This window comes from Melioribacteraceae bacterium (assembly GCA_030584085.1).
Lineage (GTDB): Bacteria > Bacteroidota > Ignavibacteria > Ignavibacteriales > Melioribacteraceae > SURF-28.
On record CP129490.1, the window covers coordinates 3,654,455 to 3,667,306 of the forward strand.

Sequence of the window (12,852 nt, forward strand, 5' to 3'; positions counted from 1 at the left end):
TATGAATAACAAAAAAAAATATACTCTCATATTCCTTGTATTTATTCTTGGCTTGTCATTAGGTGCACAACAAAATGAGTTTCCTCGGCTTTATCAAGAAGATGTAGATGGTGGAGAGATCACAAGGACTGAATTTTATATTGGAGAAGAACTTTGGGGATTAATAAACGGCGGTGCAGATCTTTATCTCGAATACGGGCTTGATAGAACTTTACTTCAAGAGATAAATTATGACGATAACATATATCGGGTTGAAGTTTATGGTATGACAGGATTAGAAGAAGCATTCGGAATTTTTTCCATCAATAAATTTAATTGTGCAAGAACCGATACTCTCGTTAAACATATTTGTATTACTTCGCACCAAATACAAGCTACGGTTGGGAGATTTTATTTCTCCATTTCAAATCAATCCGGTGATACCGAAGCGCAAAACTATTCTCTAAGTTTATTAGAAAACTTTCTGACTAAAATCGGTTTACAAAACTTTATTGTCCCGGAATATTTTCAACAACCTAGGTTTGAGTCTTTTCAGAATCAGATTAAGTTGATAAAAGGTAAGCTTGGTTTACAAAACGGTTTTCCAAGATGGGAAAAATATTTCGCTGATACAAATAATTATAAAATTGTTTTGCTTCCTATTAAATCTGATGACGGTTTTATAAATACTGCTTTAATTGACTTTGGTTCGGAGGAAGCTGCAGGCAGATTTATATCAACATATAAGCACTTCAAAATTATTGAAACAATTTCACAGACAGAGTATGTTTTACTCGAAACAAACTTGGATCAACCCGCAATAGACAAAATATTAAAATAGCTTAAGAGGCTGACGTGATTGAACGAACTCTCCCAAACTTATTCGAAGAAAGTGTAAAAAAATATTCAAACAATCCATTGATGTGGGAAAAGAAAACCGACAAGTATGACCCTCTGACATATGGTGAGATGAAATCACTTGTTTATAAGTTTGCTGCCGGACTTATGAAGCTCGGTTTGCAGAAAGGAGACCGCGCAACTTTAATTTCGGAAGGAAGAAATGATTGGGTAATGAGTGAACTTGCAATTTTGTATTGTGGTGGAGTTAATGTTCCTATCTCTGTTAAAATTGATGAGCCGAATGATCTTAAATTTCGTATCGCTCATTCGGAATCCAAGTTTGTTGTTGTATCAAAAAACCACTTGCAAAAAATTCGTCGCATCAAAAATGATTTGCCGATTTTAGAAAAGATTATTGTGTTAGATAATGTTTCGGATTTGCACGATGATGAAATCACAAAAGATGAAGTATTCAAAATTGGGGAAGACTATTTACAAAATAACGAGGAGTTCTTCAATCAAACTTGGCAATCAATAAAAGAAAATGACAGCGCAAATATTTGTTATACCTCCGGCACAACTGCCGATCCGAAAGGAATTATTTTGACTCATCGCAACTATACAGCAAATATTGAACAAGCGACCGCTCTTTTACCAATTCCCGAATCTTATATTTCGCTCTTAATTCTTCCTTGGGATCATTCGTTTGCGCATACCGCCGGAATATACACTCTTATGAAAAATGGTGCTTCGATGGCCTCAATACAAGTCGGCAGCACACCTATTGAAACTTTACGCAACATTCCTCAAAACATAAAAGAAATTAAACCAACGTTTCTGTTAAGCGTTCCGGCTCTTGCCAAAAACTTTAAGAAAAATATTGAGGCGGGAATTAGAGCAAAAGGAGAAAAAGTTGAAAAGCTTTTTAACAAAGCCCTCGAAACCGCTTATGATTATAACGGACTCGGCTGCGACAAGGGAAGAGGATTCAAAAAATTAAAGAAACCTTTGATTTCACTTTACGATAAAATTCTCTTTAGTAAAATTAGACAAGGGTTCGGTGGAAGATTAGAATTTTTTATCGGCGGCGGTGCTTTGCTTGATATTGAATTACAAAAATTCTTTTATGCGATCGGAATGCCGATGTTTCAAGGATATGGATTGACAGAAGCCGCGCCTATTATTTCAGCAAACGTTCCCGCTCAACACAAACTCGGTTCTTCCGGTAAGATTGTCGTGAATCTCGAAGTAAAAATTTGCAACGAAGACGGAATAGAAGTTCCCGCCGGACAAAAAGGCGAGATCGTCTGCAAAGGTGAAAATGTAATGAAGGGATATTGGAAAAACGAGAAAGCAACCAACGAAACAATAAAAGATGGTTGGCTTTACACCGGCGATATGGGATATCTTGATGCTGACGGATATTTATATGTACTAGGTCGATTTAAAAGTTTATTGATTGCAAGCGACGGCGAAAAATATTCTCCAGAAGGAATTGAAGAAGCGCTTGTGGAAAAATCAAATTTTATTGAACAAGTAATGTTGCACAACAATCAAAATCCATACACCATCGCTTTGATTGTCCCGAATAAAGAAGCAATAAAAAATGAATTGAAAAAATACTCATTATCTATTCAAACGAAAGAAGGACAAACAAAAGCGATAGAAATAGTTCAAAAAGATATTGACAAGTTTAAGTCCGGCGGTGAGTACGAAAATGAATTCCCAGAACGATGGTTGCCAACAACTTTTGCTTTACTCGGCGAAGGTTTCACTGAACAAAATCAATTTATGAACAGCACATTAAAAATGGTGCGGGGAAAGATTACAGAGTTCTATCAAAACAGAATTGAATATTTATATACACCTGAAGGAAAAGATGTTTACAACCATCAAAACATGAAAATTGTTGAACGGTTTGATGAATAAGGATTTAGATTACGTAAAATTATTTTCAGAGTATAGTAAACAAGGATTTAATAACTATCGTAAATAAGTTTTTGCCGTGAACTTCTGTTAAGTATAAAAACAGCAATGGTACTAAACTTAAGGCAACGCTTAATATGCAGTAGACTAAAGCCTTATTTTCAGAATTTGTTTTCATTTCATTTAATTTCATCATCGTTTTATATTAACATCCCGCCTCATATTCTATCCGGAACTTATTCCTGCCAATAGTAGAGACGGGAGTTGTGATATTATTTTCTAATTATGTAATAATCATTTTGAAAATCGTGCTCGAAGTTCTTTATCTCGATATTTGTGAATCCAACTTCCTTGAGCATTTCCATAGCTTTTTCTCTTCCCCACATTGTACCGAGACCAAGTCCGCCTTGTGCAAGTGAAACGGTCATGCAGTGCATTGTCGAAACAGTGTATAGCAGTGTTCCCATCGGATGATCAATATTTTTATGCGGTTCGCTTGAAGCTGAAATATCCTGCATTAAATAAATACCGTCTTCTTTAAGTGATTTATAAATTCCTGCCAAAAGATTATCCGGTCTTGCTTGATCGTGAACAGCATCGAACGTTGTTACAAAATCAAATTTATTATTCTGAGCCGTAATGTTGTAATCGGTTAGATCTCTTACTTCAAAAGTAACGTTTGTTAATGCCTGTTTTTCAGCTTGTCTTTTTGCATAGTCAATTGCTTCTTCACTTAAGTCATAACCGAGAAATTTACTTTTTGGGAAAGTCTTTGCCATCAAATTAATCGCGTTGCCTCTTCCGCAGCCTAAGTCGATTACTTCTATTCCTTCTTCAAGTCTATCGACGATTCCGGGTATTGCCGGAAGAATAACATCAAGCAAAGATGAGACAACCGATTGATTGCTGTCTTCCGACATAACATCTTGAAACCGATCATATTCCGAATAAGGAACACCTCCACCGTTTTTGAAACAGTTGATTACTTTATCTTCTATTGTTCCAAGCAGCGGAATATACTGCGCAAAGACACCAATATTATCAGCAGCAGCTTTTCTTGTTAAGAAAGAGGCGTGCTCTTGCGGGAGACGATATCTTTGTGTATCGGAATCATATTCCACGACAAATCCGGTTAAGATTGCGCCGAGCCATTCTCGGACATATCTTTCGCTTAATCCAGCGGCTCTTGCTATCTCTTCGGATGTTGACGGCGGAAGTTCGCTCATTACATCAAAAAGTCCAGTACGGTGTCCGATTGAAATCATTACACTCAACGCACCTTGATTCAAAGTACCGAGTAATTTTTCCGCAAAGTTTTCTTTTTTTTGTGTATCTATTTGATGAACTAAACACATTGTAAATTCTCCTTTAATTTATAATACTTGTTTTTTAATTCAATCCAAGATTGACTGATGGTTTGTTACTGTTAATAATTTTTTCTATTTCATCAACAAAAATTCTTTCTACTGCTTCGGAGCCACCCCAGTCTTCTCTAAAAGGAAGATGCCCTTGATTTGGAACTATCCACAGTTGTGAATTTGGAAGAGCGTTGAACATTTCAACAGCGTATTCGGGTTTGAAGTAATAATCTTTATCTCCCATTATGATTAAAGATCTGGTTTCTGATTCTTCTAATTCCTTTGAGTAGATATCGAAATTATTATATGCCAATAGTAGTGGAAACATTTGGTCAAATAATTTTTTGGTTTGTGTATCTCCGTTTGGATGAATTTCTCTATAAAAAACTTTCAATTCCTCGCTTAAATTTTCAAAAGTGTCATGCTTTGTAAATTCTATTCCTTCTTTCGTGAATTTATGAGCGCAGCCAATCAAGGTCATTGTTTTAACGAGTCCCGGTTTTTGTTTAACCATATTCAATATCGTCATTCCTCCACCGCTGTGTCCTACCACATTAACTTCGCTAACATCAAGTTGATCTAATAAACCGATCATCACTTCGGCAAACTTTTCAAAAGTATATTTGCCTTTTACTTCGTCGGATTTTCCGTGGCCAGGTAAATCCGGGATTATTACAGTAAAGTTTTGCGAAAGTTTTTCTATGAACGGATCCCACAGCTTTCCGCTTAGCGTATACCCGTGAAGAAACAACAAGGCGAGACCATTTCCGGCAATCCTGTAGTTAACTTTAAGTCCGTTAACTATTTCGATTTTCTCTTCGAATATATCTGTTTTAATTTCTGCCGATTCTACTTTCATAAAGAATAGGCTTCCAAGAATTATTAATTTGAAAAAGTATTTCGCTATTTGTTGAATCGTGTTCATCGTTCCTCCAATTAAAAATTATAAACATAGTTTGGTCTCAAATAAGCCGTTTCGAATCCGGCTTTAATTATGTTTCTGTAAGACTGTGAAGGTTTATCCGGCAAATCTTCCGAAGTCTCAACGACTACATATTCACAACCGGTTCTGTAAGCATCGTTTAGCCGTTGTGCAATCAATAAACTTTGAGCCCCTTTGCCACGGGCTTCGGGAATGGTTCCGCCTATTGCAAGCGATGCAACTTTACCGCAGAAAAACATAGAAGCAGCCGCAATCGCTTTACCATTTTCTCTTGCAAGGTAATGTTTCCATCCCGGCTTCTTGTAAGTTCTGCTTATCAATAAATGAGAATCATATTCGAACTCAAACGCGAGCTTTATAACGTTTTCAAATTCTTCTATGTTTGAAAGTTCTAAATTTTCTAGGTTTAGCTTGGCTTTGGGAATCTCAATTTCGTTTACCAATTTTTTATATGATTTTGCCCATTGATTATACCGAATGAACCCATTGCGCAGCAATAGCTCTTCATTATTTTCGGGAAAAGCGGCAGGACTGACTTGAATCATAAATCTGTTTGTCCCGACTTGTTTATAAAAATTTATAATTTCTTTTAATTGCTGGTCGGTTATTTCGTACTCAAGTCCAATACCCAACACGCGATTAAATGCAAGCCGGTCGGTTTTGGCAATAGCAAAACAAAATGCTCCGTTGATTATATTCATTGAGACACCAAGTTTTTCCTGTATTGGAGATTTGCAACATATATAGTAATCGCTCCAATATTGCGCTTCTTGATTTTCAAGTTGTTTTATAAATTCTCTTTCTAATGAAACCGCTTCCATCTCTTCCTCAATATTTTTGTTTCTACCTATAAGGCGTAAGATGTCGGCTTACATTGTAAAGCGGGGTGTAAGGAAATATTTTGGGTGGATTAATATACAGTCAGATTAAGGGAGCATTGCATATCCCTCTAATTTGCAAGAACTCATCCAGCGGTCTCTTCTCTGAAAAAGCAATGCTTCAACTAAAGTGTTAATGGAACACTGATCACACTGAAACTATGGATTCACACAGATAAAAATCTGTGTTTATCTGTTTTTTCTGTGTTATCTGCGTTCCATTTTTACCCTTTATTCTTCTGTTCTGAATAGATCCCTAAACTGATGGTTTGTTCACAACAAACTATTAATTTTACAACTCCCACTGAACGGAATTCTCCGGTGAGTAGACACAAAACGTTCCAGTTTTAATATTATTTTGGAAATGTTTTGCAAGCGAAGGGTGTACGTTTTCAATTTTTTGAATTGCGCTTTTTATTCTAAGCGTAACTGCAGCTCTTGCCCTATCCGAAGGATCGGCTAGTTTGCGTGCTCTTCCTTTCAGGCCTGTTGACTGGGAAAGATGATCTAATATTTGATTCAACTCGTTGGTGATCAAGTCGGCTCTTCCGATATCGTTCATTTCTTCAGCTTCACGTAGCTCATCCTGAAGTTCGTTTATTTTTGCGTAATACTTTCTTTTTGCTTTTTCATCGATTGCTTCAACTCCACGATCAGTGCTTGTAATACTTCCCATTAAATCAGAACAGTGAATTTCCTTTTCTGGATTATCTATAAGTTTTACAATATCGAGGAACCCTTTCATCTCTGGTAATTGTACCGTAAGATTATTAAACGAGATAACCCAAAAGCTTTCCGATCTCTTAAATACGTTTTGCCTGCTTTCATTGTTAATTCTTTTTTCAATCAACGAATAATTAGTTCCTTTCTCGTTTTGAGCGAGTCCGGCTTTTTCTAATCCATTCATTAATCGTTGAATGTCTTTTTCATATTTGTAAGGATTAACCGCCACCACCCAATCAAAAGCTTCTCCGGGCAAAGGTTCTCTTCCATATGTGATTTTTTCAACAAAGTTTTTTAAGTATAGCTTTATATAGTATGACGCTTTTTCAGAATTGCCTTCGTAAGTATTTGCTGCGGAAAGATATGCAGGCAAATCAACCCACATAATCGGTGGAATTTGTTCGGCTAACTTTATTGACGTGCCATAATCTTCGGCAGCAAAATGACAAATTGCTCCGTACAAATTATACCATTGAGGATGAAACGGATTTAATCTAACCGCTTTATTAAACAGTTCAACTGCGGTTTTTGTCTCACCTAAAAGGGCTTTGCTGTTAGCTAATTGAACTAAAGCATCGGCATCGTTAGGATTAAGATCGAGTGCTTTATTGATGAATTTTTCTGCTGCATCAAAATCTCTTCTGTAAAGTAATACTCTTCCCAAAATCATCTGCACCAAATGATCGTTTGAACCATATTGATTCGCTTTCTCTGCATAGTTATAAGCCGAAGTCAAAGTATCTTGCCAGCGATCCCAAAATTGACAAGTCCACTCATTAAAATACGAAAGCGAAAGTCCGGCATACGCTCTTGCATAGTGCGGGTCTATTTCAAGCGCTCGATTAAAAAACTCCCGAGCTTTCTCATCATCCTTGAGAGAGCCTCTTCTCAAATATTCATAACCGCGAAGCCAACAATCATATGCTTCAAGTTGTGTTATTTCTTTCTTGCGAATCTCTGCTAATCTTTTTTCATCAATTAAAATTGAAAGTGCGCTTACAACTTTTTCTATTATACTGTCGTGTATTTCAAAAACATTTTCGACCGGAGCATCATATCTTTCCGCCCATAACACGGCTTGATTGACCGGATCGAAGAGTTGAGTGTTGATGCGAATCGTCCCGGAGATTTGTCTTAAATTTCCCTTTAAAAAATAATTGACATTATATTTTTCGGCAGAAGTTTTATCAGGAATAAGTTTTTCCGAGAGCGATGTGTGTGATGAAATAATTTGCAGTGATGGAAACCGGGATAGGTCTGTGATTAGATCTTCTACAAAACCGCGCGAAAAATAATCCTTCTCAATGTCACCAGTCAAATTATCGAACGGCAACACGGCTAAGCATAGAGTGTTTTTTATTTGAATTGCATCACTCATTGCACTCACAGTAATTATTCCTTTTAATTTACAAATTTTTCAGTATTTATTGAGACGTTTTGTCTTTTGATTTGTTCGTTTATGGGAATTAAGCTTTTTGTTCTGCTAAGATTGAGTAAAAAAAGCTTATGGTATAATTTGATCTTGTTCTTCTTTCGGTTCTTTCACATTCGGTGGATCCCAACCAACTACAGAACCGGATTTAATCTTTGAAAGATATGGTGAGAGAGTTGCCCCGGGAAGTGTGCGTGAGTTGTCCTCAATATCTATTGGACCCATTCCGGTTCCGGCGCCAATCATACAATTTTTACCGATTGTAATTAATCCATATCTAAATTTTCCGGCGCCCTCGTAAGCATGAACGGTTAATCTTGTAAATGCTCCGAGAACTGTATTTTCACCAATGTAAATTAATTCGGGTCTAAAATGATCGAGCCAAACAAGCTGCATAATTTCAGCGCCTTTACCGATATGTGCACCCATCCATCGGTAAAATTTATTTTTGAACGGAATTCCTTTCATAAAAAATGTTGCCGCGACTTGAAACTGCAAAAGTAATCTTCTTCTAAACGGTAGATTAAGCACGCGCCAATTGATTGCGTTTTTTTCTTCAGGGGAACCGAGACCGCTAAACGTATAATGTCTCCTAACCGGAGTTAAAAATTTCTCTAGATTTTCTTTTCCTTCTTTTGTTTTAGGATTTAATTCGAAAACACTTGTTCCTTTTCCGCCGGATGTTTTACTAATGAAAATTTCACGGTTCTGTTTCTTACCGAGCTTAATTGCACGTTCGATAATTTCTATTGTTACAGCTTTGATTGATTCTTCAGGAGACATGCCGCGGTACTTATTCATTTTCTATTCTCTCATTTCATTATTCATTTTAAAAATAACCAAAAAGATTTCACTTATGTATAAAGAATTTGGGAATCTTCAAAAACAAACACGTTGTCCTTTTCGTCAAAAGACTAATCTTGCTTTAATAATAATCCGGGGGGATTTGAAAATGTATTTAAGAATCATTGCTGCTTTATTTTTGCTCTCTTTTAATTTACTTGCAACTTCTTGTTATGAAAAATCGAATACTGAAGAACTTCAGCTAGATGCAGAAACCGAATCTGCATTAAACATGGGTGATATTCGTTTTGCAATTACCAAGATTGATTCGTTGATGAAGGTATATCCGAAAAACAATTATTTAAAATATTTTTATGGTACTATACTCGTCAATTACGGCAACATTAAAGTTTATGATGTAATTGACAAGTTAAAAAACAATAACGGTGAGTTTTATGCTGATTTATTGAAATTACATGTCGACGTTATGATCGGTGAATATAGTGCAAGAAAACGATTAAACACAAAATTGGAAGAGTTTCCTACTATTAGTGAATTAAAATTATTAGACTGGATCGTTAAATTAGATAACGGTGATTTTGAAAATGCTGAAAAAACTCTAAGCGAAATTAGAGAAATAACACCTCTTAAATATCTTCCTCTACTAGCAATTTATTATCATTCTTATGATCGAGATTATAAAACAGCATTGAAATACTTAACAATGCTGCGGAATGAATCGATCTACAAAATGGAAAAGGATTTCAATCGGCTTTCCTTCTTGCAAGACAGAAACATTCATTACAGTTTAGATTCATCATTCGCAGTTAAGTACGAGCAGTGCGGGGCCCAGCCCGGAATGCAATTTGTTACTGAAAACGGTATAACTCTAAAAATGGGTTTTGATACCGGTACAAACGGATACGGTTTCAGCATACATAATAAATCGCTGGGTGATAGTTTGGAAGGGAATCAAATTTATGACATCGAAAAGGGAATTCAATATAATTATATGAGTGAGCCGGCTGATGTAATTGGAAAACTGATTAATTTAAAAATTCCTCGTGTTGATGATTTCCTTGTAGAGTATTTTGAGGGCGGCTTGACTTTAGCAGATGGCGTCTTTTCTCCTTTATTATTTAATTCCGCTATCACCATTAATTCAAAAGAAGAGGTTGTCTTAATTCATAACAGAGAATCTTTAGAAGATTATATAAGCAATTTGCCCGAAGAGAATCACACCAAAGTACCATATAAAGTAAGAAAAGGATGGATGTTCATTCCTTGCGAAGTGAACGGAAAGAAAATAGAGATGATGTTAGAAACCGGTTCGCGTGATGTAAACTTTAACTCTCTTGCTACAAGAAGATTGGGAATTTCTACTTATGAGGGTTTTGTAAAATGGAAAGGCGAAGATTACCCCGTTACAAAACTTGATGCGGAAATTAAAGTCGGTGACTTTACTTACACAGTTTCCGGCGGACTTGAATCCAATTTTGTTTTGGGTAATTTAGCCTGCGGTTTAGCTGCGGCTGGTGATATTGGTCCCGATTTTATAAACAGTTTTGTTTTTACGATTGATCCTTATAACAAACAAATAATTTTAGAGAAGAATTAAGTTTACCGTAGAGACACAGCCTTGCTGTGTCTCTACAAATAAAATTTATTTCATTGAGTGAAGTCCTACTCTATTACCTGCAATATCTTCAAAATGTCCGACGAATCCATATTCGCCGATACTCATTTTTTCGGTTATAACTTTTCCGCCTTTCTCTTTTACTTTTTCGAGAGTGGTTTCAATATCCTCAACCGAAAAGTAAACCATCGTTCCTTCGTGAGACGGTGTATATCCTTCGTTTTGAACCAACGCCCCGGAACAACCGGGTTTTTCGTGATCAAACGGAAACCAACCCATTATAAGTCCATCGAAATCATTAATTTGAATCTCGATATCAAAAATAAAATCGTAAAATGATTTCGATTCATTTATCTCTGATGCAGGTATTTCAAACCAACCGACCGGATTCATAATTCCCCCTATTTGTTGATGTGTTCTTATTAGCAGACTAGCGATCTAAGTTTAGGAATTTCTCTTTTGATTTGCCACAGTTTTTTAGAGATTTAACTCAATATTTGCTTCTTTGTATTCCTTTATTAATAGCGGAATCAATAAGGCTAAAATGAAAAAAACAATTCCCAGAAAATAAAATCCTATCGCTATATGATTATCGTATTCTAATAGACCTACTCTTCCCAAAAGAAAATACCAATCATGATAAACTTTGTTTCCTCCGAGAAGAGGAAGGTTTCTTTCTTGTGCGTCGGCAACATAAACGCTGATGTTCATTAAATTTTGTCCCAGCCAAACAAATGAAATTTGTGTACCAAAATTTTTTCGGTGAGACATAAAAAAATAAACAAAAAGCAGCGGTAGTATAATTTGCATTAGTGTTCCGCCAAGAGTATAAACGAAGCTTCCAAATAAACTGAATATTCCGTGTCCACCTTCGTGAATAAGCAGATTAAAGTGATCTAAAATAAATATAAAATCGCCGGCATTTATTGTAAGCCAAATAGATATTGGCAACAGAGCAATTGAGCCTATCCATGGTTTTATGTTTTCCAATTTACTCTTCTATTAATTCTCGAAGTTTATTTATGTCTTTAGTTAAACCAAGACAAAGCATCAATTTTATTCTTGCTTTCTGTCCGTTCAAATAATCGGTGAAAATTACTCCTAATTTTTTTAACCATTTTCCTGCGCCTGGATAACTATAAATATCGAGCGTTTCACCGGAGGGACATCGTGAGGTTAAAACCACCGGGATTCCTTTTTCAACTGCGTATTTAATTCCCTCAAATGTTGTTGGCGGAACATTACCCACTCCCATTGCCTCGATGACTATTCCGTCAACACCTGAATCTGCTGAAAACTTAAAAAACTTTTCCCCCATGCCGGCATGAACTTTTATAAGATCAACGTTTGAGTTTATTTTTTCTGTTTCTATTGTTTCCAATTTTCTTGGTGTTCTGTTAAAAATTACTCTTCCTCTATCTATAAATCCAAGTGCCCCAAAATCCAAACTATGAAAAGTTTCAATATCTTCTGTGTGTGTTTTTGTTACTTCGCTTGCAGCATTTATTTCACCATTAAGACATACAAGCACTCCCATTCCATAACTGTTTGGTGAATTAATTATCCTCATTGCATCAAGTAAATTTTTTGGTCCGTCCCAATCAGCTTCGGAAGAGGTCTTCATTGCGCCAATTACAACAATCGGTTTGTCCGTTTTTATTGTTAAATCAAGAAGATATGCCGTCTCTTCTAACGTGTCTGTTCCGTGAGTTATAATAACACCGTCTATATTTTCTTGAATAATTCTTTCTCGCACTTCTTTGGAAAGCTCTAACATCAATTCCGGCGTCATATGGGGGCCGGGATACATCCCAAAATCATATATAGAAATTTGCGCAAGCTCTTTTGCCTCCGGAATCATTTCGAGCAATTGATCGCCATGAAAAAACGGAATGGCTCCTCCGGTTTCTTCATCTATCTTCATTGAGAACGTTCCACCAACAAATACGATTAAAATATTTTTCATTCTATTTTTATTCCTCGTTCAAAAAGTTATTTTGTGTTATGCAAATTTATGATAAGCTAAAGAATTTTCTTCATATAAAAATTTTATTTTATTTACAATTAACAACTTATCAAAACATCTAAGAATTAATTTGCGCATAAGCTATCAAAGTCATATTATTGACTCGCGAAAGATGCGCTGCGGGCTTGTTGATAACTTGTTGACAACTTGTTTCTGTGAAACGTTTCACGCATAAACTTTATTAACCTTTGTTCTCTGTTAAATTTTGGTTTTGTGGGTAATTCTAAAAACCCGCTTTACAAGTCGTTAAAATCTAATGACTTACCTGATTTAATTAATGTTAACATCTTGTTGATAAACGTATGTTTGTTATAAATATTTAAATAAT

11 protein-coding genes are annotated in these 12,852 nt (G+C 35.8%); 3 read left to right on the forward strand and 8 right to left on the reverse strand.

Annotated elements, in window-relative coordinates; translation table 11 throughout:
- The first annotated feature begins 1 nt into the window (after position 1).
- Entirely contained in the window at positions 2-820 is an 819-nt protein-coding gene (locus QY331_16470) for a hypothetical protein (GenBank protein ID WKZ69558.1), read from the forward strand.
- Positions 821-834: 14 nt separating this feature from the next.
- Positions 835-2,748 (forward strand): AMP-binding protein, encoded by a 1,914-nt coding sequence (locus QY331_16475; GenBank protein WKZ69559.1) that lies wholly within the window; start codon positions 835-837, stop codon positions 2,746-2,748.
- 269 nt (positions 2,749-3,017) lie between these two features.
- Here QY331_16475 and QY331_16480 read toward each other — a convergent pair whose 3' ends face one another.
- The 5 genes from QY331_16480 to QY331_16500 form a co-directional block, all read right to left on the reverse strand.
- Positions 3,018-4,100: a class I SAM-dependent methyltransferase gene (locus QY331_16480; protein WKZ69560.1), complete on the reverse strand. Its 1,083-nt coding sequence runs from the start codon at positions 4,098-4,100 to the stop codon at positions 3,018-3,020.
- A gap of 34 nt (positions 4,101-4,134) precedes the next feature.
- A complete protein-coding gene (locus QY331_16485) occupies positions 4,135-5,028 on the reverse strand; it encodes an alpha/beta hydrolase (protein WKZ69561.1) in 894 nt (297 codons plus the stop codon).
- Between the two features lie 11 nt (positions 5,029-5,039).
- Positions 5,040-5,867, reverse strand: a complete 828-nt coding sequence (locus QY331_16490; GenBank protein ID WKZ69562.1) for a GNAT family N-acetyltransferase — start codon at positions 5,865-5,867, stop codon at positions 5,040-5,042.
- Between the two features lie 349 nt (positions 5,868-6,216).
- The gene (locus QY331_16495) at positions 6,217-8,025 is read right to left on the reverse strand and encodes a tetratricopeptide repeat protein (GenBank protein WKZ69563.1); all 1,809 of its coding nucleotides are present in this window, start codon (positions 8,023-8,025) and stop codon (positions 6,217-6,219) included.
- 126 nt (positions 8,026-8,151) lie between these two features.
- Positions 8,152-8,880: a DapH/DapD/GlmU-related protein gene (locus QY331_16500; protein ID WKZ69564.1), complete on the reverse strand. Its 729-nt coding sequence runs from the start codon at positions 8,878-8,880 to the stop codon at positions 8,152-8,154.
- A 151-nt stretch (positions 8,881-9,031) separates the two neighbouring features.
- Here QY331_16500 and QY331_16505 point away from each other — a divergent pair, with 151 nt between their 5' ends.
- Positions 9,032-10,480, forward strand: coding sequence for a hypothetical protein (locus tag QY331_16505; protein WKZ69565.1), 1,449 nt, complete (start codon positions 9,032-9,034; stop codon positions 10,478-10,480).
- A 45-nt stretch (positions 10,481-10,525) separates the two neighbouring features.
- Here QY331_16505 and QY331_16510 read toward each other — a convergent pair whose 3' ends face one another.
- The 3 genes from QY331_16510 to QY331_16520 all read right to left on the reverse strand — a co-directional run bounded on the left by QY331_16510 (position 10,526) and on the right by QY331_16520 (position 12,464).
- Positions 10,526-10,891 carry a VOC family protein gene (locus QY331_16510; protein ID WKZ69566.1) on the reverse strand — a complete coding sequence of 122 codons (366 nt, stop codon included), beginning with the start codon at positions 10,889-10,891 and terminating at the stop codon, positions 10,526-10,528.
- An 84-nt stretch (positions 10,892-10,975) separates the two neighbouring features.
- Positions 10,976-11,488 (reverse strand): hypothetical protein, encoded by a 513-nt coding sequence (locus tag QY331_16515; protein ID WKZ69567.1) that lies wholly within the window; start codon positions 11,486-11,488, stop codon positions 10,976-10,978.
- 1 nt (position 11,489) lies between these two features.
- Positions 11,490-12,464 carry an asparaginase gene (locus QY331_16520; GenBank protein ID WKZ69568.1) on the reverse strand — a complete coding sequence of 325 codons (975 nt, stop codon included), beginning with the start codon at positions 12,462-12,464 and terminating at the stop codon, positions 11,490-11,492.
- Positions 12,465-12,852: the final 388 nt, after the last annotated feature.

Coding starts and splice junctions, on each gene's coding strand:
- QY331_16470 (WKZ69558.1), top strand. CDS start 2: ATGAATAACAAAAAAAAATATACTCTCATATTCCTTGTATTTATTCTT.
- QY331_16480 (WKZ69560.1), bottom strand. CDS start 4,100: ATGTGTTTAGTTCATCAAATAGATACACAAAAAAAAGAAAACTTTGCG.
- QY331_16485 (WKZ69561.1), bottom strand. CDS start 5,028: ATGAACACGATTCAACAAATAGCGAAATACTTTTTCAAATTAATAATT.
- QY331_16490 (WKZ69562.1), bottom strand. CDS start 5,867: ATGGAAGCGGTTTCATTAGAAAGAGAATTTATAAAACAACTTGAAAAT.
- QY331_16495 (WKZ69563.1), bottom strand. CDS start 8,025: ATGAGTGATGCAATTCAAATAAAAAACACTCTATGCTTAGCCGTGTTG.
- QY331_16500 (WKZ69564.1), bottom strand. CDS start 8,880: ATGAATAAGTACCGCGGCATGTCTCCTGAAGAATCAATCAAAGCTGTA.
- QY331_16505 (WKZ69565.1), top strand. CDS start 9,032: ATGTATTTAAGAATCATTGCTGCTTTATTTTTGCTCTCTTTTAATTTA.
- QY331_16510 (WKZ69566.1), bottom strand. CDS start 10,891: ATGAATCCGGTCGGTTGGTTTGAAATACCTGCATCAGAGATAAATGAA.
- QY331_16520 (WKZ69568.1), bottom strand. CDS start 12,464: ATGAAAAATATTTTAATCGTATTTGTTGGTGGAACGTTCTCAATGAAG.